This is a genomic window from Pseudomonas sp. AB6 (assembly GCF_034314105.1).
In the GTDB taxonomy this organism is placed as follows: domain Bacteria; phylum Pseudomonadota; class Gammaproteobacteria; order Pseudomonadales; family Pseudomonadaceae; genus Aquipseudomonas.
Genome location: NZ_JAVIWJ010000001.1, coordinates 2,165,564 through 2,189,714, shown reverse-complemented (window position 1 = coordinate 2,189,714; position 24,151 = coordinate 2,165,564). Strand labels below are relative to the sequence as shown.

Here is a 24,151-nt window from a genome sequence, read left to right as displayed (position 1 = left end):
GGGGTGGCAGGGAGCATTCTTGCGAGTGGACCTTGATGACTGAACACACCCAAACCCTGTCCACGAAACATTCCAGCGTCGACAGTCTTGGCGACAAACGCGCTGCTCGGGATCAACGTCACGATCTGTGGTTTCGACGTTCGATGATGGGCGCTGCACTGCTGGTCCTGTTTTTGCTGATCAGCATTGCCGGGTCAACATTGTGGGGCGGCAGTCTGGCGTTTAGAACCTTCGGTCTGGATTTTCTTACCAGCACCGAATGGGATGCGGTAAACGGCCACTTCGGCGCGGTTGTGCCGATTTACGGCACGCTAGTCACCTCGTTCTTGGCGCTGTTGATTGCCGTGCCGGTGAGCTTTGGCATTGCAATTTTCCTGACTGAAGTTGCACCCCCTTGGCTGCGGATGCCGATTGCTTCGGCTGTCGAGTTGCTAGCCGGGATTCCCTCGATTATTTACGGCATGTGGGGGCTTTTTGTATTTGGCCCGTTCATGGCGGAGTACCTGTCACCTTGGATTAATGATTACCTCGGCGCACTGCCGCTGATTGGCTCCTTGTTCCAAGGTCCGCCCCTGGGTATCGGTATGCTGACTGCAGGCATTGTCCTGGCGATCATGATCATGCCGTTCATTACTTCAGTGATGCACGAAGTGTTTCGCAGCGTACCTACCACGCTCAAAGAATCCGCGTATGCCCTGGGCAGCACAACGTGGGAAGTGGTCTGGGACATCGTTCTGCCCTACACCCGATCAGCCGTGGTTGGCGGAGTGTTCTTAGGGTTGGGTCGGGCGCTTGGCGAAACCATGGCGGTGACCTTCGTGTTGGGCAATGCTCAACAATTTTCGGCGTCATTGCTGATGCCCAGCAGCTCAATCGCTTCAGTGATCGCCAACGAGTTCAGCGAGGCCTACACCGACCTGCACCGTTCGGCATTGATTGCACTGGGCTTTTTACTATTTGTGGTGACCTTCATCGTGCTGGCTTTGGCGCGATTTATGTTGATGCGCCTTTCGCGTAAGGAGGGGCTATGACAGACGCTACCGACACTCATAAGCTCAGCAACGAGCGCCTCTATAGGCGTCGAAATATAAAAAACTGGCTGGCCATGAGCCTTAGCTGTGGCGCCACCTTGTTCGGTTTGTTGTGGTTGGTTTGGATTCTACTCACCACCATCATCAACGGATTTCAGGCCTTGAACCTGAGATTGTTCACTCAAATGACGCCGCCGCCCGGTACTGAAGGGGGGTTAGCCAACGCGTTTTACGGCAGCGCATTGATGTCTGGTATTGCTTTGGTGATTGGCACGCCGATTGGCTTGATGGCCGGCATTTGGCTGGCCGAATTTGCGCGCTACACCCGTTTGGGCACTGCGATCCGCTTCATCAACGACATTTTGCTGTCGGCGCCTTCCATCGTATTGGGTTTGTTCATCTACACCGGTGTGATTCTGCCGCTGAATGTTCTGACCAACCATCAAGTCGGGTTTTCGGCTCTCGCGGGTGCTTTGGCCCTCGCCTTACTGGTGATCCCGGTGGTGGTACGCACCACCGATGAGATGCTGCAACTGCAACCCTCGACCATGCGCGAAGCCGCCTTGGCGTTGGGCGTCCCGCAATGGAAGTTAACCCTGCAAATTGTCCTGCGTGCGGCAAAAGCCGGGGTGGTTACGGGAGTGCTTCTGGCTCTGGCCAGAATTACCGGCGAAACCGCGCCGCTATTATTTACTGCATTCGGCAATCAGTTCTGGAGCAGCAACCTGCTAAAGCCGATTGCCAGCGTACCGGTCGTGATTTTCCAGTACGCCATGAGCCCCTTTGATGACTGGCACTCACTGGCCTGGGCGGGCGCGTTGATCCTGACGCTATTCGTGCTAATCCTCAGCTTGCTGTCCCGTTTGATCCTTTTGCGCAATAGGTTGACCTGATGAATAACCTCGCCCTAGCCAATGAAAGAACTAAAATTCGCGTGCGCGACCTAGAGTTCTTCTACAACGACCAACGCTCGCTGAAGTCCATCAACATGGACATTCCCGAAAAGCGCATCACAGCAATCATTGGGCCTTCAGGTTGTGGGAAATCTACGCTGCTGCGGGTGTTTAACCGTATTTATGCGATGTACCCGAAGCAGGAGGCCAAGGGCGAAGTGCTGCTCAACGGTGAAAATATTCTGGCGCCGGGTTATTCGATGAATCGACTGCGTAGCCATGTCGGCATGGTTTTTCAAAAACCGGTACCGTTCCCGATGTCGATTTTCGACAACATCGCTTATGCGGTACGTCACCACGAGAAACTGTCGCGGCGGGAGATGGAAGAGCGCGTCGAACAAGCTCTGCATGGCGCAGCCTTGTGGGACGAGGTCAAAGACAAACTCAAGCACAGCGCGCAAAGCTTGTCCGGTGGTCAGCAACAGCGCTTGTGCATCGCGCGGACTATCGCCCTGCGCCCTCAAGTGTTGTTGCTCGACGAACCGACTTCAGCCCTCGACCCGATCTCTACCGGCCGTATCGAGCAACTGATCACTGACCTGAAAGAGCAGTTCACGGTGATCATCGTCACTCACAACATGCAACAAGCTGCTCGAGTCTCGGACTACACCGCGTTCATGTTCATGGGTGAACTGATTGAGCACGGCGACACCGATACGATTTTTACTAAACCGAGCAAAACTCAGACCGAAGACTACATCACAGGGCGCTTCGGTTAAGGGCTGTATCAACGGCGACATTTACGGTTACGGAAATGGCGAGCGTCTGCGGGCGGTCACTCATGAACGCCTCAAGCCTTCCGCGTAGCCAGCGTTCTGCCGGGTCGGTGTCACTGAGACTGAGCCACACCATGGACAGCTCCATGGTAGGGGTGACGAAGGGCAACTGCTCTGCAAACATCGAACTGGACGCCGCAGCCATGGCGATAGCCGTGTAATCTGGCAAGCTCGCCAGCAGATCGGTGCCAGCCATCAATGCCGGTAAGGTGCTGTACTGGGGAATCGACAACACCACATGCCGTTTACGACCAATTGCCCGCAGCCACTCGTCCGAGAAGCTGCTGACGTTGGCGGTGTGCGAGACCACCACGTGCGGCCGTGAGCAATACTCATCAAGAGTCAAGGGTGTCGATGAGGCATCTGCTCGCAGCACGTTCGGGTACATGTTTCTGAGTGTTTTGCGCTTGGCGTTGGCCGGCAGGTCTTCGGTGCGGCTTATACCCACGGTAATTTCACCGGCCATCAGCAGTTCCGACATATTCCAGTGATCAACGTGCTTGACCACGATCACGATCATCGGCGCTTCTATACGGATAGCGCGCAATAATGCAGGCAACAGGCCGTATTCGACGTCATCGGACAGCCCGATGCGGAACGTCATGTTGCTCTCGTCGGGATTAAAGTCACGCGTCAGGCTCAAGGCTGTGGACATCGCGTCCAATGCCGGCGACAAGTGCTGGATAATCTCAAGGGCTCTGGCGGTCGGCTCCATACGGTGGCCAACTCGAACAAACAACGGATCATTGAGAAGTGTACGTAAGCGGTTCAGCGCTGCGCTGATTGTAGGTTGGCCGAGAAACAGCTTTTCCGCAGCACGGGTTACGTTGCGCTCTTGCATGAGTGTTTCGAAAACCACCATCAAATTGATGTCAGCTTTGCGCAATTCGTTGCGATTCATCTATTGCCGTCCTCTGAACATCTACATATGGCCAAACGGCCAAACGACGAAAAAAACGCGCGCACGCAAACAGCTGACAGTTTAGGAAGCTTGATGTCCTACCGTCTATATCGGCTTTAGTCCGGTACCCCTTAAGTAGTAGTGATAAATGAACTTAGGGTTGCCCGCACCTGTCAGTTTTATGGACCCACTGAGAGACTGAATCGCTCATGCATATTTCACTCAAACAGCAAGTTGCTTTAATCACCGGCGCGAGTTCCGGACTGGGGGCTGGCGCGGCGCGGGCTCTTGCGGCCGCGGGTGCAGCGGTGGTGATCAATTACAATTCGCATGCGGAGCCTGCCGAGCAGTTGGTGAACGAAATTCGTGCCGCCGGGGGGCAGGCCATCGCTGTCGGGGCCGATGTGTCGAAAGAAGACCAAGTCGAGCATTTATTTGCCGAGGCAATCAACGCGTTTGGTTTTATCGATATTTTGGTGGCCAATTCCGGGTTGCAGAAGGATTCGCCCATTGCCGACATGAGCCTGGCTGACTGGAACACCGTGATTGAGGTCAATCTAACCGGACAATTTCTATGTGCGCGGGCTGCATTGCGCCAATTTGCCAAACAAGGCGATAGGCCCGGCGTCTCTCGCGCTGCGGGTAAAATCATTCACATGAGTTCGGTGCATCAACTGATCCCTTGGGCCGGGCATGCCAATTACGCAGCCTCCAAAGGCGGCGTGGACATGCTGATGCGCAGTATTGCGCAAGAGGTGGGGCAGCAGCGTATTCGTGTCAACAGCATAGCCCCGGGGGCCATCCGTACCGCGATCAACGAAGCCGCGACCCACGGCGCAGCTGCGGAAAAACTGCTCAAGCTGATTCCCTATGGTCGAATCGGTGACGCCGAAGATGTCGCCAATGCAGTGGTGTGGCTGGCGTCCGACGCTTCTGATTATGTCCACGGCACGACCCTGTTCATTGACGGCGGCATGAGTTTGTACCCGGAGTTTCGCGACAATGGTTGATCGACACGAAGCGCAGAACCCTATCGAGAACCATGGCATCATCGGTGACATGCGCAGCGCAGCACTGGTGGCGGACACCGGTAGCATCGATTTTTGTTGCTGGCCGGACTTTGATAGTCCTTCGATTTTTACGGCTCTGCTCGACACGCCTGATGCCGGCATCTTTCAGTTAGCCCCGGATCTTGCGGATGCCCGACGCCAGCAAATTTACCTGCCAGAAACCAACATCCTGCAAACTCGTTGGATCGCCGAAGAGGCGGTGATTGAAGTCACTGATCTGATGCCTATTACCCACAGTGAAGATGACCTACCGCGCATTGTTCGTCGGGTCAACGTTCGCTATGGCCGCGCCATGATTCATATGCGTTGCACCGTGCGTTTAGACTACAGCCGAGCGCACACCCAGGCTCAGATGGTAGGCGATGACGTCTGTTTTTCTGCGCCCGGCCAGCCTGGCATGCGGTTGTCCGGTACCCAGGCGTTACACCTTGACGGGGCGAGCGCCACAGCTTCGTTCGAACTAAAACAGGGCGAGTTCGTGGAGTTCATTCTGGGGGGGGTCGACGATCCGCAAGTGGATGCCGGCAAATGCCAGCGCTACATGGATGAAACCCTGAGTTTTTGGCGCACGTGGAGCGCCAAGTCTAGTTACCGCGGACGCTGGCGGGAGATGGTCAATCGCTCGGCATTAGCGCTGAAGTTATTAACCTCTCGCAAGCACGGCGGAATCATTGCCGCTGCAACATTTGGCCTGCCAGAGACCAGCGGCGGCATCCGCAATTGGGACTATCGATACACATGGATCCGCGATGCATCGTTTACCGTCTACGCCTTTATGCGATTGGGCCATATCGATGAAGCCAACGCTTTTATGCGCTGGGTGCGTGGCCGCGTAGGCGATTGCTGTAACGACTCGCAAAACCTGGGGATTCTTTATGCATTGGATGGTCGAGAACACTTGCCCGAAGAAGAACTCTCGCACCTGTCCGGTTTCGGTGGCGCCAGCCCGGTACGAATCGGCAACGAGGCTTATCAGCAGACCCAGCTGGACATCTATGGCGAACTAATGGACGCGGTGTATTTGGTCAATAAATATGGCGAAGCGATTTCTTACGACGGCTGGAAAAACGCAACACGCCTTGTGGATCAGGTGTGCGAGAAGTGGCGCGAGAAAGACGTCGGTATTTGGGAAATGCGCGGCCAGGACCAGCACTTTCTGCATTCGCGGTTAATGTGCTGGGTCGCATTGGATCGTGCTTTGCGCTTGGCGTTCAAACGCTCTCTGCCCGCTCCGTTTGATCGTTGGGACAAAGAGCGTCAAGCGATTCACGACGATATTTGGAGCAACTTTTGGGACAAGGATCTCGGGCATTTTGTGCAACACATTGGCAGTCACAGCTTGGATGCCTCTATGTTGTTAATGCCATTGGTGCGTTTCGTCGGTGCAAGCGACCCGCGCTGGTTGTCGACGTTGGATGCAATTGAAGGTCACTTGGTGCGCGACGGCATGGTCTATCGCTATCGTAACGATGACGCGCACGACGATGGGCTGGAAGGGGATGAGGGCGCCTTCACCGCGTGTTCGTTCTGGTACGTCGAATGCCTGGCCCGCGCTGGCCGGGTGGAACAGGCCCATCTGGAATTCGAACAGCTATTACGCTATGCAAATCCTTTGGGGTTGTATGCCGAGGAGTTTGATACTCACGGGCGCCATTTGGGTAATACCCCACAAGCGTTGAGCCATTTGGCGTTGATCAGCGCCGCCAGTTTCCTCGACCGCAAATTAGACCATGACGACACACAGTGGCAGCCCTGAACGGTTCTCTTAACAACAATAAAAGGAGAGTGTCATGAGTCACGTTTTTAAAGTGGGTGATCACGTTCGCTGGAATTCAGAGGCGGGACATATCATAGGCAAAATCACCAAAGTGCATGTGGAAGAAGTTGAATTCATGGGGAAAACCCGACATGCCTCCGAAGAACAGCCGCAATATGAAGTGAAAAGTGACAAGACCGGGCACCTGGCGATGCACAAAGAAGAAGCGTTGGAGAGGGTGGCGAATGGCTGATCGCCGCTGTTACGTCTGCATGGCGACTATGGGTTCATGAGCGAATATAGATTAGCCGGGTATGGGTCGATGACCGGGTGGCGCGGATTTATCGTGAGACGTCGCAGATTATGAAAGAGATTTTTGGGCGGACGTTGTAGGGCTCGTCAGCAGCGCGAAGGCGTCTTCAACTCATGGTAACGCCGGCCGCTGCGTTAAACAGCGGCTTCTGCATGGCCTGCGGCGGTTGACCGAACGCGCGCAGGAACGCTTGGCGCATCCGTTCCCGATCACCGAACCCGGTCTCAGTGGCGACCACCTCTATCGGATGGCGGCTGGTCTCCATCATCGTTCGAGCCGCTTCGACACGCAGGCGCTCGATGGCCTTGGCCGGGGTTTGCCCGGTTTCCTCGCGAAACACTCGGCTGAATTGACGCGGACTAAGCCTTGCAACCGCTGCGAGCGCTTCTACCGACAGGTCGTAGGTTAAATTCTCTCGCGCATAGGCTAACGCCAACTGCACACGATCAGATTTAGGGTCCAATTCCAGCAGCGCCGACAACTGCGATTGTTCGCTGCCGCGCCGTTGGTAGATGACCAGTTTTCGGGCAATTCTGCGGGCCAGGTCGCTGCCCAAGTCGTTTTCCACCATCGCCAGTGCCAAGTCAACGCCGGCGCTCATCCCGGCACCGGTCCAGACCTGGCCGTCGACCACGAACAATCGATCCTCCTCAAGACGAATGCCCGGATAGCGCTTTTTAAACGCCGGTGCGTGAAGCCAATGCGTGGTTGCGCGTTTGCCTTCGAGCAAACCGGCCTCGGCGAGGATAAACACCCCCATGCACAGCGAAACGATCCGCCGCGACTGTGCAGATGCGGCTCTGACGAAGTCGAGCAGGTTTTTTTCCGGCAAGCGGAATTCCAGGTAACCGCTAACAATCAGTGTGTCATAGCCCTCAGCGCGCATAGGCTCGCTGTTCACCGAGTAGCCTGCGGAGGTCATGACGGCGCCCCCGGTTTCTGACACCAGGTGAAACTCATAGGCCTGCTCGCCACGGAGCAAGTTCGCACACTCGAACACCGAGCCCAACGAGAGGCTAAGCGATTGAAAATTTGGGTAAATAACCAGCGCAACGCTATGCATTCAACCGCTCCGGTGGACGTGTGATAGGGGTAATTGTCTGTCCCTGCCGGGCAACTGGCAACTTACTTTTGATCAATGAAACGTTATCCCCATCAGCACCTCGCTGACCTTCAATCACGTCAGCCCCGATGTCCGGAATAATTGCGGATACGACATTGCGCAGGTTTTTGTCGGCCTCTAACATTCACCTCAACGGCGTAGACGACTGGTCTACTTAGTGGCGGTGATTGATGACGACGACGAGCGCAAGCAAACCGGTGAAACAGAGCATCCTTGATGCCGCGCAGTTGATTGTGAGCAAGAAAGGCTTTTCAGCAGTAGGCCTGAACGAGGTGCTTCAAGCCGCTAACGTTCCGAAAGGCTCGTTTTACCATTACTTCGGTTCGAAGGACGCGTTCGGTGTTGCGCTGTTGGATGACTATTTCGAGACTTATTTGAAAGGAGTCGAAGCGCTTTTCCAGCGGTCCGATATATCTGAAGTTCACAAGTTAATGCTGTATTGGCAACGCTGGATTGAAAACCAAACCAAGGGGACTGATGCGGGCAAGTGTCTGGCGGTCAAGTTGGGTGCTGAGGTCGCCGATCTTTCTGAACCCATGAGGTCGGCACTTGATCGGGGCACTTCGCGGATTATCAAGTGCCTGGAGGACGCCGTGTCTCGTGGCATTGAACAACGCTCACTGACGAGTGATGAAGCACCCGCAGCGCTGGCATCACGCTTGTATTCGTTATGGCTGGGGGCGAGCGTTATGGCCAAGATCACCCGTACCTCGGTTCCATTTGAGCAAGCGCTGTTGATGACTAGTCAGCTTTTGGGCTGCACCGAACCCTATCGAAATCTAACCCCGAGGAAACAGACATGAAAGTATTGATGGTTTTGACATCGCACGACACGTTGGGCAGCACCGGGAAAAAAACCGGATTCTGGCTCGAAGAGTTTGCCGCGCCGTATTACACCTTCAAAGACGCCGGTGCCCAAGTGCTGCTGGCATCGCCAGCAGGCGGCCAACCACCGCTGGACCCGAAGAGTGATGACGCCGACGCTCAGACTGAAATGACCAAGCGTTTCAAGGCGGACCCGCAGGCGCAACAGGCTTTGGCCAGCACCGTGAAGCTGGAAACAGTCAACGCCGCAGATTTTGATACGGTGTTTTACCCAGGTGGCCACGGGCCCTTGTGGGACTTGGCAGAGTCGAGCACCTCAATCGCCTTGATCGAAGCGTTCGAGCGCGCCGGTAAGCCTATCGGCTTTGTCTGCCACGCTCCCGGCGCCTTGCGTCACGTCAAGGCGGCTAATGGTCAACCCTTGGTTAAAGGCCGTCGGGTTACCGGCTTTACCAACGCGGAAGAAGCGGCGGTCGGGCTCACTGAGGTGGTGCCGTTCCTGATCGAGGACGAATTCCAGGCACTGGGTGGTGATTACCAGAAAGGTGCCGATTGGCAGCCGTTTATTATCGAAGACGGCCAATTGATAACCGGGCAGAACCCTGCAAGTTCCGAGGGTGTTGCCAAAGCACTGTTAAATCGGTTGGCTTGAACCCGCTGATTTAAGCCCAGTGGCTTAGTTTTACCGCATGAGCGTGTGCAAACACATGACCTCAACCCAGTAGATGCGCAGTTCCCACTGCGCATCGAAGCGTGTCACAGGATTAGACGCACGGCCGACCTGATTTCAACCTAGCAAGGCCAGGTGTTTAATTTCTTAATCCGGAATACCCAGCATGAACAATGACGCTCTATTTACCCACGTTAAGTTGGGTCGCCTTACCCTGAAAAACCGTATCGTTTTCCCGCCACTGACCCGCCAGAGAAGCGCCCAGCCCGGTGACATCGCCACCGACTTGATGTCGCTGTACTACCGGCAGCGTGCAACGGCAGGCTTTATGGTTAGCGAAGGCACCCAGATCGAGCCGCGCGGGCAAGGTTATGCCTGGACACCCGGCATCTACACCCAGGCGCAAATCGATGGCTGGAAGAAAGTGACCGAGGCGGTGCATGCCGACGGCGGCGTGATCTTCGCGCAACTCTGGCACGTTGGGCGGGTTTCGCATAATGCCTTGCAGCCCGACGGTGAATCCCCAGTGGCGCCGTCGGCTATTCAGGCGCAGAAAGTCAAGGCGTTCATCGAAACCGCTCCAGGCACTGGCGACCTGGTAGAGCCGTCCATGCCGCGTGCATTAAGCACGGGTGAGGTTAAAGCGCTGGTGGGTCTCTACGCACAAGCGGCAAGCAATGCCTTGGCGGCAGGTTTCGACGGTGTCGAAATTCATTCGGCAAACGGCTATTTGGTCAACCAGTTCATCTCTGAGCACGCCAACCAGCGTAATGATGAATACGGCGGTTCGCTGGAGAATCGGCTACGGTTTCTGCGGGAAATTATCCAGGCCGTGGTCGAGGTGGTAGGCCCTGACCGTCTGGGCGTGCGCTTCTCCCCGTTGTTCACCAGTACCGACGAGGACCGTGTGTATATCGGGCTCGTCGAAGAGGACCCGCATCACACCTACATTGAAGCGATCAAGGTGCTTGAGAACGCGGGTGTTGCCTACGTCTCCATCGCCGAAGCTGACTGGGATAACGCACCCGATTTGCCCGAGCAATTCCGCCGCGATGTACGCAGTGCATTCAGCGGCCGAATCATCTATGCCGGACGTTATACTGCCGAACGCGGCGCTCGGCTCATTGAGGCGGGTCTGGCTGATCTCATCGCTTTTGGCCGGCCCTACATTGCCAATCCCGACTTGCCAGAACGGATGATCAACGGCTGGCCTCTCAACCCACTTAATCACAAGGGTCTTTACGGCGGAACCGAGGTCGGCTTCACCGATTACCCGGTGTACCCAGGGTAAACGCCTTGTTTTTTCAATCCAGGCGCTGGCAGTGATAAGCCTGGGTTTGGTACGGGAACTCCATGGTGTCGTGTCCGCGCAGCGCCGGATGGGTTGCGACAAGCTACGCAGTTGCTCGGCCACCTGTGCTTTTTCCTCGGCCGGCAACCCCGCGATGAAACTCACTGACAGGAAGCGGTTCATGATCACGGACTCGGCGGTGCCTGCCCGTTCCTTGGAAAAACCCACCTGAGCAGCTTTGTGAACGACCGTCATTTTCAGTAATCCTCGATGTGGATGACGGTTAGTACCGGATAACGATGTCAGGGCTGAACGCGACATCGTTATCCGTGCCTTCGATAATCATCAGATCAGCGACCTCGTTGCCATCGCGTTGGAGTTTAGCGGCCTGATATTCCGGGGAGTAGTAACATGCGAGCGCTTTTTCCATGCTCTCGAATTCGATAACCACGTTTTGAGGCCGTGCCTGATAATGCGACTGCGGTCCTGATGACCACACTCACGGAGTCACAATGACTAATCCTTTACTGCTGGCGCTGGTGCCTTTGGTGGCCGATTTATCACGGGATCTACCCGACGATGAGCGCTATCGACGGCTGCTATGTTCGTTGCGTCAGCTGTTGCCGTGCGATGCGGTGGCTTTACTGAAGCTTGAGGGCGATGTGCTGGTTCCGCTGTCGGTGGAAGGGCTAAGTCCAGACACGCTGGGCCGCCGCTTTAAGGTTGAAGAACACCCTCGTTTGAAAGTTCTCTTGGAAAACCGCAGCCCGACTCGGTTTTCAACGGATTGCGGACTACCCGACCCCTACGATGGCTTGGTCGAAGGCCACCACGGACACCTTGAAGTCCACGACTGCCTCGGCTGCCCTTTGTATATACAGGACAAACCCTGGGGCCTGATCACCCTTGACGCGTTGGACCCCTCTACCTTTGGCCGGGTCGACCTCGACACCCTTGAGGCCTTTGCCAGCCTGGCTGCCGCCACGGTAATGGCCAGCGAGCGAATCAACCAGTTGTCACGAAATGTTGAGGATCAACGTCAGTTGGCAGAAGTCTACAAGCGCGCGGCGGGCGGCCGGGGGCCGCGAGAACTGATGGGCCAGAGTCCTATCCACAAACGCCTTCAGCATGAAATTCAATTGGTTGGTAATAGTGCCTTATCAGTGTTAATTACCGGCGAAACCGGCGTCGGCAAAGAGTTGGTCGCCGAGGCCCTTCACCTTCAATCACCCCGAGCGCAGAGACCGTTGATCAGCCTTAACTGTGCTGCTTTGCCTGAACTGCTGGTCGAGAGCGAGTTGTTTGGCCATGTCAAAGGTGCTTTCTCGGGCGCGGTTAACGGTCGCAGCGGCAAGTTTGAACTGGCCAACGGTGGCACTATTTTTCTCGATGAAGTCGGGGAGTTGCCGCTGGCGGTACAGGCGAAACTGCTGCGGGTATTGCAAAGCGGCCAACTGCAGCGGGTAGGTTCTGACCAAGAACACCATGTTGATGTACGAATTATTGCGGCGACCAACCGCGACCTCGCCGACGAGGTGCGCGCCGGCCGTTTTCGGGCTGACCTCTATCATCGACTGAGCGTTTATCCGCTGCGGGTGCCCTCGTTGCGTGAGCGAGGGCGAGATGTGTTGTTGCTGGCTGGTTTTTTTCTCGAAGAAAATCGTGCGCGTATGGGCCTGCGCAGTTTGCGTTTGAACACTGAAGCGCAGAAGTCTCTGGTGGCTTATAAATGGCCGGGAAACGTTCGTGAGTTGGAACACCTGATTAGTCGCGCCACCCTAAAGGCACTTTCAAGCCATGCCGAGCGGCCACGTATTTTAACCATTGAGGCCCAAAACCTGGGGCTAGAAGAACAGCGACCACCACCAGAGCCGGAGGTGAAAAACGACGCTGTCAGACTCAGTCAGGGCGAAGGTTTGAAGGAGGCGCTGGACGCTTATCAGAACACGTTAATCGTCGAAGCATTGACCCGGCACCAAGGAAAATGGTCCGAGGTGGCACGAGAATTAGGCATAGACCGCGCCAATTTGAGTCGGCTGGCCAAGCGTCTAGGTATTCGCTAAAAGTGCGTGCTGACAAATTGTCACGTTTGACTCATCCATTTGGCTGCACTCTGTAACCGACTGTATCCGCTTGAGTTGTTGTTATACCGCTCGGAACTAAGCACGGAATTTTTCTTAACAGAGGTGTGTCATCTGATCTCTACGATTGAGTTGATGAGGCCGCCAGTAGATGAACCATTCCAAACACTACAGAATCGATTACTTGCTTAATGGCAGTTTCAAATCGTTCTATATCAGCGCTGAGTTTATGGACAATACCGAGGCCTGGCACCACGCAAGTGTGGATGCTGGCATTGGCCGGATTCCAAAGTATCGGTTGGAAAGAGTACCTCGGGTTTCGCGCCCCTACGCCGAGCATTTTGGTATTTCGGACGTTGAATGGGCGCAGAGTTAAGGGCAAACGGGTGATGTTTTCCGGTGCAAGGCTACGCTCACGCGCAGGGGCGGGCGCCGCGCACGGGAAGAGTGTGCATACGGGAAGCCTTGCAGATCGGCGGAAGGAGGGGGCGTTTTCGGCACGATAAGTTGTTACATTCATTCGGCCAAATCTGTCAGTCCTTCTTCCAACGAGAGGCTATTGCCCCATGTACAAAGATTACCCTGCGGCTTATCAGGTCAGTAAAGGCTCCGCGCTCAACGTCGATAAAGCTTTTTATCAGCGTATCCGTGAACAGACACACGCACGCAGGTTGGTCGAGCAATTCGAGGTGCCGATCCGTACCGGGCACGCCTGGAAAGTCGCAGCAGGGCAGGTGTTTCGAGTGACAACCCCGGTAGGACCACAGGTGGGCGATTTCAATATCTGGAACGCTCATGACCCCCGCGAGCGGATGTGGGCGGCGCGAACCCGGCAACTTCAGGGTGCCCACGTTAGTACCTATGATCGGCTATGGTCGAACCTGCCGTTTCTGCGGCCGATGGCGACTATCACCGACGACAGTCTTGCCGGGTACGGCATTGATGAGCACGGCGGCCGTCTGCACGACTTACTCGGCACCCGTTGCGACCCCTACGTGAACAAGATGCTGACCGGCGAAGACTTTCATCACCACTGCCATTCGAACTTGACCCGGGCAATATTGCCTCATGGGCTGACCGAGTTCGATGTGCATGATGTGTTGAACATCTTTCAGTGCACCGGCCTTAATCACGACGACATGTATTTCATGAAAGCTTGTCCGGCGAAGAAAGGTGATTATCTTGAGTTTTTCGCGGAAATCGACCTGTTGTGCGCGCTGTCTACCTGTCCGGGGGGTGACTTGTCCTTGGCCATGTGGGGGCCTGACGCGCAAGACCCACTGACCGTTTGCCGGCCGCTGGGGGTGGAAATCTATCAACTTGACGACCGCCTGCTGGACGGCTGGAAGCAACCGGAACGCGCGGCCTATAAGGGCATGCACGGCTTGGAAATTGCCAAGCCTGAGTGGGAAAAATAGCACGTGTGGGGTTGCCCTCTGGCAGCCCCTTTGCGAACGGGTGTCAGCGCGCCAACCAGGCCAACCCGGCGGTTTTCATGTCGGTCTCCATCTGGCTGCCTTTGGTAGCAAACTTTCGCGTTACCGGGAAACCGCTTTTTTCCAACATATAGGCCAGTGGCGCATATTCCCGGGGATAACGCTCTAAAGTCTCGGCGTCTATGTCGACCACGCCCTGTGGGAAGGTGAACGAACCCAGGTCGTAGATGCTCTGGCGTTTAATGATTTTCCAGACACCGTTGCGTTGTTCGACCCAGTCATAAAAGCGGTTGTGTACGCTGCAGCCCAATCCCAGGGTGACGTTTTCGCCGACGATGATCGCGTTGGTTTCCACAATGGCTCGGCACGCATTGAACGTCACCATAGGCGCGGCAATGAAGTGCTTGGTTCGTAAATCCGAAGTGCCCATGTGCATCGAGGCGTTGACGAACTCACTGAAAAGGCCTTCAAACCAAGTCACCTCAATGGTGCCCTCTGGATGAAATAATTCGCGCAAGCTTTCCCATTGCCCAAGATCTCGAAAAATCCAGCCGTTGATCAGATCCGCAATAGTCATTCTATCTACAAGGTATTCGTACATGGCCAGCCCCTGTTTGAACAACGGTGCCCGATAGAGTGCCGAGCATCTTAATCTGACACGCAAAAGCAGGGATTGATCGGTTTAATTGGGGGGGTGCGCTGCCTTGTCGCATTAGCGCAGGCTGGCTCAGTCGAAAGTGTCTAGTCGCTCGGCAATCAGCGGCAACAATACCTCACAAGATGCCTCGATTTTCAAATCAAGAAAGTCATCGGCACGGGTTTTACCGAAGTTGATGGCGATCAACGGTTTTTTTTGATCGGCCATGGCTCGGCACAAACGGAACGCGGAAAACGCCATTAACGACGAACCTACTACCAAAAGGCCCTGAGCCTGTTCAACCGTGCGCATGGCTTTGATCGCGGTCAACTGGGCGACGTTTTCACCAAAAAATACCACGTCCGGTTTCAAGCGATCGCCTTGGCAATGTGGGCAACGCGGTACTTGGAAGCGCGCTTCAAACGCAGGGTCGAGTAACGTGTCGCCGTCTGGCGCCTGAACCGCATCGACACCTGACAGGTAGGGATTTTGGGTTTCCAGAATCACTTGGATCGCATCGCGATCTGTGCGCTGTCCACATTCTAGGCACACCACCCGGTGCAAACTGCCATGCAGTTCGATCACGTCGCGGCTGCCGGCTTGATCGTGCAGCGTGTCGACATTTTGCGTAATAACCCCGTTAATCAACTGCCGCGCCTGCAACTCCGCCAAGGCTTCATGCGCCGCATTGGGCCGCGCCAGGCGGATCCGAGGCCAGCCCAGCATAGCGCGCGCCCAATAGCGTTGGCGTGCGTTGGGGGCGTTGATGAAGTCCTGATACATCATGGGTGCTTTGCCCCGGCGTACCCCGTCTTTATTCCGGTAATCAGGAATCCCGGAAGAGGTGCTGATACCTGCCCCGGTCAGCACTATGAACGGCCGTTCGGCCATCAATCGGCACAGAGTCTCCACGCCATCTCGGGTCAGACTGTCGATCATGGGAACGCTCCGTTGCGATGCGCGCAGGGTTGGGAAGGTGAATAACGATAGTCTGTTTTTAGGGCTTTATGTCAAGCCAGGGGGTACCACGGCGGGTCGAATTTTTTTAAAAAAAACCAAACTCGCAGTAGCGTGCTCCGACAGTTAAATACCTATAGCCTCCACTATAAATACCAATGCCTTCAACCCACCTTCCACCTGTTCGTCGGCGAATTCAGGCGGGTTTTCCAGGCGATATTGAAAAGTCAGGTTGGGTGCTTCGATGGCCATGTGGTCGATGAGAAAATCTGATCCGATGGACGGATCGTTGATGCACGCCAGTACGATGCCTTGGTTGTTAAGCAGGCCGGGCAGCCGACGGAGTATTTTTTGATAATCCTTGGTCAAGACAAAGCTGCCTTTCTGAAACGATGGCGGGTCGATGATGATCAGATCATAGGGGCCGTCTCGCTTGACCCTGGCCCAGGATTTGAACAGGTCGTGGCCAAGGAAACCTACGCGGCTCAGATCGTGCTGATTAAGCCTATGGTTTTCTCGCCCGCGACTGAGGGCGGCTTTGGCCATGTCGAGGTTGACCACCTGTTGCGCACCACCGGCAATCGCCGCCACGGAAAACCCGCAAGTGTAGGCGAAAAGATTGAGCACCCGCTTGCCTTGGGAGTGGGCTCTCACCCAGTTGCGCCCGTAGCGCATGTCGAGGAACAAACCGGTGTTTTGATTTCGGCCAAAGTCCAGTTTGAATTGCAGACCGTGTTCGATGATAACGCCATGGTCAAACGGCTCACCCAGCAACCACTCGGTGCTGCTGTCTTGTAAGTACCGATGTTGCAGCAACAGCGTGTGGGCACCGCAGTCCAGCCATTGCGGCGATACGGTCAGTGCTTCGAGCATTTGGCGCAAAGCTGTCATTTCAGTGGCGTCAAGTTCTTTGAACAGCGACACCAGCACTACGCCTTTCAGCCAGTCCGCAGTCACATTTTCCAGGCCTGGCCAACGTCGGCCACGGCCGTGGAACAGGCGCCGCGCTTCTTCGGGAGCGGTATTTAAAGCATCAAGCAGATGGGCGCGCAGAAGGGACAGTGCATCCGAATTCATAGAGAAATATCGTTCATTCATAAGCGCGCAGTTTAAGCGCAATGGCCTGAACGCCGAGGTCTTTCTCATGGGCAAAAGCAAAAAAAGGCATCCGCTACTGCGGATGCCTCCTTGTTTACACCGCTATCGATCAAGCGACGCTGTAACGCTCCAACCAATGGGCGTATGGCGCAGGCAAGACCCAGGAAGGGTTTTCGACTCCCAGCTTGCGGGCCGCGTGCAACGGCCAATGCGGGTTGTCTAGCATGACGCGGCCGATGCTCACCAGATCTAGTTGGCCTTCAGCAATGGCCTTTTCCGCCAGCTCTGGCGTTCCCATGCCCCAAGACGCCGTGACCGGCAAGCCGACTTCGCGGCGAAAACGTTGGGCGATAGGCGCAAGAAACGCTGGCGTGCCCCAAGGGACGTCGGGGGTGGCAATGGAAAAGCCCATGCTCACGTCGAGTAAATCAACGCCAATCGCCTTGAGCTGTTTGGCCAGTTCGATCGACTCCGACAGATGCTCTTCGTCCTGACCATCGTATTCAATCACCCCCAAACGAACGGCCAGCGGAAGATGCTGCGGCCAGACTTCGCGAACTGCGGTGAGGGTTTCGAGCATGAATCGCGCGCGGTTTTCGAAGCTGCCGCCGTATTCATCGGTGCGCTGATTAGAGTGTTTCGACAGGAAACCCATTGCCAGATAACCGTGGGCGAAGTGCAATTCAAGCCATTCGAAACCGACATCACGGGCGCGTATGACAGCCGCCACATGGTCTGCTTTGGCCTTGGCGATGTCTTCGAGGGTCATGGCCCGAGGCACTTTGGGCAGACTGCCGCCGAGGGCGATGGCCGAAGCAGATAGAGTTTCCCAGCCGCGTGGATCGTCTTTAGCCATGTGGTCGTCGCCTTCCCACGGACGGTTGGCGCTGGCTTTACGGCCAGCGTGACCCAACTGAATCCCCGGTACGGCACCCGCGTGTTTGATCGACGCAACGATGGGCCGCAGTGCTTGTGCTTGTTCGTCATTCCACAGGCCTGCGTCGCCAATGCTGATCCGTGCTTCGGGCGAAACTGAAGTCCCTTCGACGGTCACTAGCGCGGCGCCGCCTCGGGCCAGGCTGGCATAGTGAACGCGGTGCCACTCTTGGGTTACGCCCTCGATGGCCGAGTATTGGCACATCGGCGACACGACAATGCGATTGCGCAGTGTCACGCTTTTGAGGGTAAACGGTTGAAAGAGAGCTGACATGCTTAGAATCCTGAGAGTTGATTAGTATTTCTAATTCAATGAGTTATGCATTGATCGCGAGCGAGAAGAATCAGTTGGCGTGGGTCCGTAACAGTTCGAGCGTCGGAAACACTTCCGATGGCTCTGGGCGCATCGTGTAATCGGCGTTGACCTCGGCGTAGGCGATCACGCCGTCCTGACCGATGACGTAACGCGCAGGCATCGGCAGGGTCCAGCTGTCTTCGCCGTTGAACACGGTGATGTCAGCGCCAACCGCTTTGTGGATCGGCTTCAGGTAGTCCGGAACATCCCAACGAATACCGAAGGCGGCTGCGAGGTCGCCGCCCTTGTCACCGAGGATCGGAAAGCCGAGTTTATTGTCGCGCTGGGATTTGCGGCTGTTGGCGGCGGTTTGCTGTGACACGGCAACCAACGTGGCGCCGAATGCTTCTATCTGAGCGCGGGTTTCTTCCATTGCCTGCAGGTCAAGGTTGCAATACGGGCACCAGACGCCACGGTAGAAGGTCAGCACCAGCGGACCTTTGACCAATAGGTCCTGATCCGGGCGTAGTTCGCGGTGCGCGTGCACGCCGCATTGCAAACGTAACCACTATCTGTTTAGTCGATACTGACCATCACTGTTTGGGACGCGGGATTTATCCAAAGAAGGTTCAGGATGGCTATCTGCCAACCGAGGCTTTGGAGATGTGACATGAAAATTCGAATTGCAGCGTTGCTCGCCCTTGTGGTCATGTTGGCGGGGTGCGCTACCGGTGCCGCTCAGTCTTCTGACAATCAAGACGGGGTGTTCAGATCGGCGACCCAGGCTTCGGGTTTGGCGTTAAAACATACTCAATCGGTTGGCGTAGTGTTCAGTGAGAACACCGTTACTAACCTTGCTTACCTTGAGCGTTACCACGCGGTTGCGCAAAATAGCCAACAACTCGATGAAGAAATACAGAGAGCATTTGTCTCCAGTTCCGATCCTGCGTTGGCCATCGACTGGTTGAAGACTTCATTACAGGCTCAATTTGCATCGGTTAATTTCTACGACAATCTGGACGCGCTGATGGCCGCAAGACCCGATATCATCGTGTTGCTTGACACTAGCAACGTGCTTGTGACGCCACGCAGCCCTGACGTACAGGCCAGTATCGTTGCTGAATTTTTTGATGCGCAACTGAACTACATTGGTAAAGCCGAAGGCCACGCTGGCAAAAACCTCTCGCCAGTGTGGGCACTTAGTAAGTCTGCGCCTGAAGTAGCGGCTGAGATCAACGGGCAACGGGTGGTGCAGGTTGACGCGTTGCAACAATTCGATGCCTCGCTTTACACCTTGCTCAACGCCAGATCTTGAGCGGCTTATCTGAGGTCAGCGGGCGTTCAAATCTTCGATGATTCGCTTGATCAAGGCGGTATGCCCGGCCTGATCATCGGCCCGCGAGACTATTTGAACAACCGACATGTGATTGCCCGAGCCCGACAGGAACGTGGTGTTCAGAGTACTACCGCCGCCCATGGTGGCCGTACTGTCAATCTCACGGATACCAAGCCCCTTGATAGTCATTCTGTGTTCATTGGTTTGCTTGAAATCAGGCAGGGCTTCGCTCTGCTGACGAACGAAGCCGGTCACCGAGCTGTCGAGAAATCCATCGTCGTTGTCACCTGCCTTTAACCCATTGGGCAAGGCGTTTTGCGCCGCAATAATGACCCGTTTTTCGTCCTTATTGACGTACATCGTCCCGGTCGCGCCCGCCGTCCCATTTTTCGCGTCGCCGGGTGGAAGGGCTCGCGCGACGTAGCCTTTAGGCAAGTTAAACGCGAATTTACCCTCCAGCGTCGACAGCTTGGTGGCTGCAGTTGCAGGGTGCGCGGGTTTGTTCGCGGCGAAACTGCTCATGCCGACCAACAGTGCCGTCAGGCTCAGCGCCAGGGCAACGGTATTCTTGCTGATAATCGACATCCGATTTTTCCTCATAAAAGCCAACTGCGCAGCGGGGTCGGGGCTGCCTAGGTCAGGACAATAGCAATTTCAATTCGCTTGCGCTGCACAGCCGTTAGAACCCTCTGTTAATGGAAAAACAGGGAATTCAATAGATGGATGCCTCGTGCGCGCACAGCGGGTTAGCCTCACCAAGCTAACCCGGTTTGCCAATGACAACTCGAATATTGACGGCCTGTTTGCGAACCGTGCGAGGCGCTGATTCAGACCCTGAAGCGCTGTACCATTTGACTGAGTCCCACGGCGAGGCGTGACAACTCATTACTGGCGTGGAGTGTCTGGCGAGTGCCCTGATCACTTTGCACGGCCAGGTCACGGATACTGGTTAAATTACGATCCACCTCGCGTGCGACGCTGGCCTGCTCTTCGGATGCCGTGGCGATTTGCGAGTTGCGGTCGTCAATTTGGCGCACTGAATGGGTAATTGACTCCAGTGAGCGTCCGGCCTCGTCCGCTGCTTGTTTGGTCTCATGAGCCAAGGTAGCGCTCAGGTGCATGGCGGTTACCGCAGAAACACTTTGCTGCTGAATAGCGGCAATCATTTCTTCGATTTCCTGGGTTGAGGTGTGCGTACGGTGAGCCAATGCACGGACTTCATCGGCAACCACCGCAAAGCCTCGTCCTTGCTCCCCTGCTCGGGCGGCTTCGATTGCAGCGTTTAGCGCCAGCAGATTGGTTTGCTGTGCTATCGCACGTATCACGCTGAGCACCTTACTGATGTCTTGCGCTTGACCAGCAAGACCCTGGATCTGTTCTGAAGTCACTTCCACCTGCGCCGTCAGTGTATTGATGGCCTTTAACGTATCACCCACGCGCAAGTTACCGAATTTGGCGGACTCGGTGGACTCCCGTGCAGCCTCAGACGTGGAGGTTGCATTTTGCGCCACTTCCTCCACCGCAGCGCTCATCTCGTTAACGGCCGTGGCGGCTTGCTCAATCTCGCTATTTTGCTGACGCAACGTTTTGCTGGCGGCTTCGGTGATGGTCGTCATTTCAACGGCCGCCTCACTCAATTGGGTGGAGGACTTGGCGATTTCTTGAAGCGTATCTCGCAAACTTGCCTGCATCTGGGCCAATGCCGCCGTTAAACGAGAAGCCTCATCAGTGCCGGTAATAATAATAGGCTGAGTTAGGTCGCCTTCGGCAATGCGTTGTGCTAGTTGCAACGACTCATTGATGGGTGTGACGATACTTCGGGTTAACAACAGGGCGAGCACAATAGTCATAAATACTGAGACACTAACGACACTGCCCACAACTATAATGCTCTTTGAATATGCGTCTTTAGCCGATACCCCCGATTGAGTGGCGCCACGTGCATTAAGTTCGCGCAACTCCGTTAACTTGGCCTGAATTGCCAGTGCCCGATCGCGTAATTCGTTGTTGGCAAAAGCAACAGCCTGCTCTGGGTCGCTGGCACTCACTTGCTCTAATTGAACAGTGCCATCGACATAGCGTGTCATCAGTGCGGACGCGTCATTGAACAGCGTGCGCTCTGCCTCACTAGAGATCAGGTTGGCGCGATAGTAATTGATACGATCAGCCAGCGTGGCGCGGGCCTTGTTGATCTGTTGAGTGGTGCTGGCGCGCTCGTCACTGTTGCGCGAGCTTAGCAGGCGGGTGGCGGCTAACCGCAGCTCAAGAAGGGCTACCTGAATATCGTCACTGGTCCTGATACTCGGTAGCCAGTTGGTCTCGATAGCCTGTTCTGCGTTTCTAAGGTTTCCCATCTGGAGGTATGAAAAAAGACCAAGCCCGACCACAAGTAGCGTAATCAAAGTAAAGCAGAGGCTGGCTCGAAGAGCTATGTTGAGAGACCTTAGATTCATCGCGTTGTATCCATAGTTTAACGGCCTCATCGATCCACTTGGCAAGTGGTCTCTGGCCTATTGCTAGTTCTCTATAAACTAAAGGCTGTTGTATGCCTACCCTATTTATAAACTATCTTTGGTGGTCGACAGGTTCCAGACAGCTAAGGGTATGTTTGATCATGTCTACCTGAAGCGGCAACAAGGGCCAGTTATGGATAAAAGTTAATACTGTTTAATTGACCAAAGCAAATTCCAGCCAGGGCGAGGGCCACCCGCTTTCGACCCCCTCTGTCGTTTTGCGGAGCCAAGATTTTTTTGCCGAGTTTCTCCGAAACTGCTTAGTGCGCTAATGATCTGGAAGAGGAATATTTCTAGTTTGAAATATTTTGACGCAATAAATTGACGTCATTAAGCTAACTAATTACCCTTGCTGGCATATTGATATTGATCATGTCTTCGAAGGAACGAAAAGTATGTGGGTATTCACCCTCGGGATGAGGTTGTGTGGTTTCGCGTTACTGGTGTATTTGAGTGCGCTAAACGTGGCGTCGGCCGCCCCCGGACCTTCCCCCGGCGAACAAGACCTGATTCGTGAACGCCAGGACCGCTTGCTGGAAGAGCAACGCAAGCGCCTTGATGACCTGCAAGAACTGCCGGGTAAACAAAGCCTGCCCAGCGCGCCGACAGCGCCTGCCGAAACCCGCTGCTTCAACATTCAGCACATCGACATCAAAGGCGCCGATCATCTTTCCGAGGCCGACCGCCAGCAACTGACGCGCCCGTTTCTTGGCAAATGCCTGGGGGTCGGCCAGCTCAATGAACTGTTAAAAGTCATCACCGACCTGTACCTCGACCGAGGCATGGTCACCACTCGTGCCTATTTACCGCAACAGGATCTGTCCAGCGGCAACCTGAGCATTCTGGTGGTCGAGGGCAAACTCGAAGGCCTCAAGGCCGACGACGGCAGCGGTTTATCGGCCCGTGAACTGGCCATGAGTTTCCCCGGCAGCGAAGGCAACCTGCTCAACCTGCGAGAGATCGAGCAAATGGTCGATCAGCTCAACCGCCTGCCAAACAACCACGCGCAAATGGAGCTGACGCCCGGCAAAGAAGTCGGCGGCAGCCAAGTCTTAGTAAAAAACACCCCGAGTGCACCGTGGCAAGCCTCGTTGTCGCGTAACAACAACGGTCAGCGCAGCACCGGCGAGCAGCAAGCGTCAGTCGGTTTGGAGTGGGACAGCCCGCTGGGCTTGTCCGATCAATTGATGCTGCGCGGTGGCCATGACGTGGTCAGCGATCACACCCGCACCTCGAAAAATGCCTTCCTCAATTACAACTTGCCGTGGGGTTGGTGGAATTTCAGTTACAGCTACAGCCAAAGTGATTACCGCTCAGAAGCCCAAGCCAATACCTTCAGCTTCAAACAGAACGGCGACAGCGAAAACCATCAGTTGCGCGCCGAGCGGGTGATCTACCGCGACGCGGTCAGCAAGACTTCACTCAACGTCGGCCTGGCGTATCTGAACAGCAATAACTACATCGAAGACAGTCGCATCGACGTCAGCAGCAACCGCCTCAGCGAAGCCCAGTTTGGCATCAACCACGGCCGTCGCATCGGCAGCGCCTTCATCAACATCGACTTGGGCATTCAACACGGCGTCGGCGCATTCGGCGCGCAAGGCGATGACCGTACCAGCGGCAGCCAACCCGACGCTCGTTATCAAAAATACACCGGCACCTTGAGTTACCTGCAGCCGTTCAAGCTGTGGGACGAATCTTTGAGCTTTAGCAGCCTGATGACTGGCCAGCACAGTGAAGACGTACTGTTCAGCCCGCAGCGCATGAGTCTCGGCGGCTTGTCGTCGATCCGTGGCTACAAGGACCAAACCCTGTCGGGCGACAGCGGCGGTTACTGGCGCAACGACCTGCGCTGGAGTCGCCCGGTGGCGTGGGGCTGGTTGCGACCGGTGCTTGCCGAATACGGCACTAGCCTCGGTTACGACCAGGGCGTAATCAGCCGCGACCGTTACAACGGCGCGGAACACGGTCGGGTGTCCAGTGACTCAGTGGAGCTGTTTGCCAAGGGTCAGCACCTGTCCGCCAGCGTGACGTTCGCTCATTCCCTGGAGCGCCCCGGCGCCCTGAGCGAACACGAAACGCCGATCTACTTCCAGATGGATTTCTTTCTTTAAAGAATTTCCCTTGTCACCTGTTTACCGCATCGAGACCCT

At 55.5% G+C, this 24,151-nt stretch carries 24 protein-coding genes and 1 pseudogene; 14 read left to right on the top strand and 11 right to left on the bottom strand.

Going from position 1 to position 24,151, the window contains the following annotated elements; translation table 11 throughout:
- The first annotated feature begins 35 nt into the window (after positions 1–35).
- The 3 genes from pstC to pstB are packed head-to-tail and all read left to right on the top strand — an operon-like array spanning position 36 to position 2,703.
- Positions 36–1,031: a phosphate ABC transporter permease subunit PstC gene (gene pstC / locus RGW60_RS10360; RefSeq protein WP_322204384.1), complete on the top strand. Its 996-nt coding sequence runs from the start codon at positions 36–38 to the stop codon at positions 1,029–1,031.
- Entirely contained in the window at positions 1,028–1,924 is an 897-nt protein-coding gene (gene pstA, locus RGW60_RS10355; RefSeq protein ID WP_322204382.1) for a phosphate ABC transporter permease PstA, read from the top strand. The genes pstC and pstA overlap by 4 nt, the downstream gene beginning before the upstream one ends.
- Positions 1,924–2,703: a phosphate ABC transporter ATP-binding protein PstB gene (gene pstB / locus RGW60_RS10350; RefSeq protein ID WP_322204380.1), complete on the top strand. Its 780-nt coding sequence runs from the start codon at positions 1,924–1,926 to the stop codon at positions 2,701–2,703. Before pstA ends, pstB begins: the two co-directional genes overlap by 1 nt.
- Here the strand turns inward: pstB and RGW60_RS10345 are convergent.
- Positions 2,684–3,661 (bottom strand): LysR family transcriptional regulator, encoded by a 978-nt coding sequence (locus tag RGW60_RS10345; RefSeq protein WP_322204379.1) that lies wholly within the window; start codon positions 3,659–3,661, stop codon positions 2,684–2,686. The genes pstB and RGW60_RS10345 overlap by 20 nt on opposite strands.
- A gap of 209 nt (positions 3,662–3,870) precedes the next feature.
- Here RGW60_RS10345 and RGW60_RS10340 point away from each other — a divergent pair, with 209 nt between their 5' ends.
- From RGW60_RS10340 to RGW60_RS10330, 3 genes are read left to right on the top strand one after another with little or no spacing between them, the layout of a single operon-like run.
- On the top strand, positions 3,871–4,671 hold the full coding sequence (locus RGW60_RS10340; protein ID WP_322204378.1) for a glucose 1-dehydrogenase: 801 nt from the start codon (positions 3,871–3,873) through the stop codon (positions 4,669–4,671).
- Complete coding sequence (locus RGW60_RS10335; protein WP_322204376.1) at positions 4,664–6,487, top strand: glycoside hydrolase family 15 protein; 1,824 nt, start codon at positions 4,664–4,666, stop codon at positions 6,485–6,487. The genes RGW60_RS10340 and RGW60_RS10335 overlap by 8 nt, the downstream gene beginning before the upstream one ends.
- Before the next feature lie 34 nt (positions 6,488–6,521).
- On the top strand, positions 6,522–6,740 hold the full coding sequence (locus RGW60_RS10330) for a DUF2945 domain-containing protein (RefSeq protein ID WP_322204374.1): 219 nt from the start codon (positions 6,522–6,524) through the stop codon (positions 6,738–6,740).
- Positions 6,741–6,906: 166 nt separating this feature from the next.
- On the opposite strand, the gene RGW60_RS10320 is transcribed toward RGW60_RS10330, so the two are convergent.
- On the bottom strand, positions 6,907–7,863 hold the full coding sequence (locus RGW60_RS10320; RefSeq protein WP_322204372.1) for a GlxA family transcriptional regulator: 957 nt from the start codon (positions 7,861–7,863) through the stop codon (positions 6,907–6,909).
- 230 nt (positions 7,864–8,093) lie between these two features.
- Here RGW60_RS10320 and RGW60_RS10315 point away from each other — a divergent pair, with 230 nt between their 5' ends.
- The 3 genes from RGW60_RS10315 to RGW60_RS10305 all read left to right on the top strand — a co-directional run bounded on the left by RGW60_RS10315 (position 8,094) and on the right by RGW60_RS10305 (position 10,709).
- Positions 8,094–8,726, top strand: a complete 633-nt coding sequence (locus RGW60_RS10315) for a TetR/AcrR family transcriptional regulator (RefSeq protein WP_322204370.1) — start codon at positions 8,094–8,096, stop codon at positions 8,724–8,726.
- Positions 8,723–9,400: a type 1 glutamine amidotransferase domain-containing protein gene (locus tag RGW60_RS10310; protein ID WP_322204368.1), complete on the top strand. Its 678-nt coding sequence runs from the start codon at positions 8,723–8,725 to the stop codon at positions 9,398–9,400. The genes RGW60_RS10315 and RGW60_RS10310 overlap by 4 nt, the downstream gene beginning before the upstream one ends.
- Positions 9,401–9,584: 184 nt before the next feature.
- Complete coding sequence (locus RGW60_RS10305) at positions 9,585–10,709, top strand: alkene reductase (protein ID WP_322204366.1); 1,125 nt, start codon at positions 9,585–9,587, stop codon at positions 10,707–10,709.
- Between the two features lie 13 nt (positions 10,710–10,722).
- Here the strand turns inward: RGW60_RS10305 and RGW60_RS10300 are convergent.
- Positions 10,723–10,904 (bottom strand): annotated as a pseudogene (locus RGW60_RS10300) (SAM-dependent methyltransferase); the annotation flags it as partial.
- Between the two features lie 88 nt (positions 10,905–10,992).
- Positions 10,993–11,208 (bottom strand): DUF1330 domain-containing protein, encoded by a 216-nt coding sequence (locus tag RGW60_RS10295; protein WP_322204364.1) that lies wholly within the window; start codon positions 11,206–11,208, stop codon positions 10,993–10,995.
- 13 nt (positions 11,209–11,221) lie between these two features.
- On the opposite strand from RGW60_RS10295, the gene norR reads away from it, so the two are divergent.
- From norR to RGW60_RS10280, 3 genes are all read left to right on the top strand, one after another.
- Positions 11,222–12,772 carry a nitric oxide reductase transcriptional regulator NorR gene (gene norR / locus RGW60_RS10290; protein ID WP_322204362.1) on the top strand — a complete coding sequence of 517 codons (1,551 nt, stop codon included), beginning with the start codon at positions 11,222–11,224 and terminating at the stop codon, positions 12,770–12,772.
- A gap of 169 nt (positions 12,773–12,941) precedes the next feature.
- Entirely contained in the window at positions 12,942–13,166 is a 225-nt protein-coding gene (locus tag RGW60_RS10285; RefSeq protein WP_322204360.1) for a DUF6555 family protein, read from the top strand.
- Positions 13,167–13,356: 190 nt separating this feature from the next.
- Positions 13,357–14,208: an urea carboxylase-associated family protein gene (locus RGW60_RS10280; protein ID WP_322204358.1), complete on the top strand. Its 852-nt coding sequence runs from the start codon at positions 13,357–13,359 to the stop codon at positions 14,206–14,208.
- 43 nt (positions 14,209–14,251) lie between these two features.
- On the opposite strand, the gene RGW60_RS10275 is transcribed toward RGW60_RS10280, so the two are convergent.
- From RGW60_RS10275 to RGW60_RS10255, 5 genes are all read right to left on the bottom strand, one after another.
- Complete coding sequence (locus RGW60_RS10275) at positions 14,252–14,827, bottom strand: nuclear transport factor 2 family protein (protein WP_322204356.1); 576 nt, start codon at positions 14,825–14,827, stop codon at positions 14,252–14,254.
- Between the two features lie 126 nt (positions 14,828–14,953).
- Complete coding sequence (locus tag RGW60_RS10270) at positions 14,954–15,802, bottom strand: NAD-dependent protein deacetylase (protein WP_322204354.1); 849 nt, start codon at positions 15,800–15,802, stop codon at positions 14,954–14,956.
- A gap of 144 nt (positions 15,803–15,946) precedes the next feature.
- Complete coding sequence (locus RGW60_RS10265; RefSeq protein ID WP_322204352.1) at positions 15,947–16,897, bottom strand: class I SAM-dependent methyltransferase; 951 nt, start codon at positions 16,895–16,897, stop codon at positions 15,947–15,949.
- A gap of 130 nt (positions 16,898–17,027) precedes the next feature.
- Entirely contained in the window at positions 17,028–18,128 is a 1,101-nt protein-coding gene (locus RGW60_RS10260) for an NADH:flavin oxidoreductase/NADH oxidase (protein WP_322204350.1), read from the bottom strand.
- A gap of 70 nt (positions 18,129–18,198) precedes the next feature.
- Positions 18,199–18,696 carry a peroxiredoxin-like family protein gene (locus tag RGW60_RS10255; RefSeq protein WP_322204348.1) on the bottom strand — a complete coding sequence of 166 codons (498 nt, stop codon included), beginning with the start codon at positions 18,694–18,696 and terminating at the stop codon, positions 18,199–18,201.
- Positions 18,697–18,819: 123 nt separating this feature from the next.
- Between RGW60_RS10255 and RGW60_RS10250 the strand changes: the two genes are divergently transcribed.
- Positions 18,820–19,464: an ATPase gene (locus tag RGW60_RS10250; RefSeq protein WP_322204347.1), complete on the top strand. Its 645-nt coding sequence runs from the start codon at positions 18,820–18,822 to the stop codon at positions 19,462–19,464.
- 15 nt (positions 19,465–19,479) lie between these two features.
- On the opposite strand, the gene RGW60_RS10245 is transcribed toward RGW60_RS10250, so the two are convergent.
- Both RGW60_RS10245 and RGW60_RS10240 read right to left on the bottom strand, forming a co-directional pair.
- A complete protein-coding gene (locus RGW60_RS10245; RefSeq protein ID WP_322204346.1) occupies positions 19,480–20,070 on the bottom strand; it encodes a hypothetical protein in 591 nt (196 codons plus the stop codon).
- Between the two features lie 242 nt (positions 20,071–20,312).
- A complete protein-coding gene (locus tag RGW60_RS10240) occupies positions 20,313–21,938 on the bottom strand; it encodes a methyl-accepting chemotaxis protein (protein ID WP_322204344.1) in 1,626 nt (541 codons plus the stop codon).
- 455 nt (positions 21,939–22,393) lie between these two features.
- Between RGW60_RS10240 and RGW60_RS10235 the strand changes: the two genes are divergently transcribed.
- Entirely contained in the window at positions 22,394–24,112 is a 1,719-nt protein-coding gene (locus tag RGW60_RS10235) for a ShlB/FhaC/HecB family hemolysin secretion/activation protein (RefSeq protein ID WP_322204343.1), read from the top strand.
- The last annotated feature ends 39 nt before the right edge of the window (positions 24,113–24,151 follow it).

Excerpts from the sequence above, each read along its gene's own strand:
- pstA (WP_322204382.1), top strand. The coding sequence starts at position 1,028 with ATGACAGACGCTACCGACACTCATAAGCTCAGCAACGAGCGCCTCTAT.
- RGW60_RS10270 (WP_322204354.1), bottom strand. The coding sequence starts at position 15,802 with ATGATCGACAGTCTGACCCGAGATGGCGTGGAGACTCTGTGCCGATTG.
- RGW60_RS10310 (WP_322204368.1), top strand. The coding sequence starts at position 8,723 with ATGAAAGTATTGATGGTTTTGACATCGCACGACACGTTGGGCAGCACC.
- RGW60_RS10340 (WP_322204378.1), top strand. The coding sequence starts at position 3,871 with ATGCATATTTCACTCAAACAGCAAGTTGCTTTAATCACCGGCGCGAGT.
- RGW60_RS10240 (WP_322204344.1), bottom strand. The coding sequence starts at position 21,938 with ATGAATCTAAGGTCTCTCAACATAGCTCTTCGAGCCAGCCTCTGCTTT.
- pstB (WP_322204380.1), top strand. The coding sequence starts at position 1,924 with ATGAATAACCTCGCCCTAGCCAATGAAAGAACTAAAATTCGCGTGCGC.
- RGW60_RS10265 (WP_322204352.1), bottom strand. The coding sequence starts at position 16,897 with ATGAATTCGGATGCACTGTCCCTTCTGCGCGCCCATCTGCTTGATGCT.
- norR (WP_322204362.1), top strand. The coding sequence starts at position 11,222 with ATGACTAATCCTTTACTGCTGGCGCTGGTGCCTTTGGTGGCCGATTTA.
- RGW60_RS10315 (WP_322204370.1), top strand. The coding sequence starts at position 8,094 with ATGACGACGACGAGCGCAAGCAAACCGGTGAAACAGAGCATCCTTGAT.
- RGW60_RS10250 (WP_322204347.1), top strand. The coding sequence starts at position 18,820 with ATGAAAATTCGAATTGCAGCGTTGCTCGCCCTTGTGGTCATGTTGGCG.
- RGW60_RS10305 (WP_322204366.1), top strand. The coding sequence starts at position 9,585 with ATGAACAATGACGCTCTATTTACCCACGTTAAGTTGGGTCGCCTTACC.
- RGW60_RS10245 (WP_322204346.1), bottom strand. The coding sequence starts at position 20,070 with ATGTCGATTATCAGCAAGAATACCGTTGCCCTGGCGCTGAGCCTGACG.
- RGW60_RS10285 (WP_322204360.1), top strand. The coding sequence starts at position 12,942 with ATGAACCATTCCAAACACTACAGAATCGATTACTTGCTTAATGGCAGT.
- RGW60_RS10320 (WP_322204372.1), bottom strand. The coding sequence starts at position 7,863 with ATGCATAGCGTTGCGCTGGTTATTTACCCAAATTTTCAATCGCTTAGC.
- RGW60_RS10345 (WP_322204379.1), bottom strand. The coding sequence starts at position 3,661 with ATGAATCGCAACGAATTGCGCAAAGCTGACATCAATTTGATGGTGGTT.
- RGW60_RS10235 (WP_322204343.1), top strand. The coding sequence starts at position 22,394 with ATGTGGGTATTCACCCTCGGGATGAGGTTGTGTGGTTTCGCGTTACTG.
- RGW60_RS10335 (WP_322204376.1), top strand. The coding sequence starts at position 4,664 with ATGGTTGATCGACACGAAGCGCAGAACCCTATCGAGAACCATGGCATC.
- RGW60_RS10330 (WP_322204374.1), top strand. The coding sequence starts at position 6,522 with ATGAGTCACGTTTTTAAAGTGGGTGATCACGTTCGCTGGAATTCAGAG.
- RGW60_RS10275 (WP_322204356.1), bottom strand. The coding sequence starts at position 14,827 with ATGTACGAATACCTTGTAGATAGAATGACTATTGCGGATCTGATCAAC.
- RGW60_RS10280 (WP_322204358.1), top strand. The coding sequence starts at position 13,357 with ATGTACAAAGATTACCCTGCGGCTTATCAGGTCAGTAAAGGCTCCGCG.
- pstC (WP_322204384.1), top strand. The coding sequence starts at position 36 with ATGACTGAACACACCCAAACCCTGTCCACGAAACATTCCAGCGTCGAC.
- RGW60_RS10260 (WP_322204350.1), bottom strand. The coding sequence starts at position 18,128 with ATGTCAGCTCTCTTTCAACCGTTTACCCTCAAAAGCGTGACACTGCGC.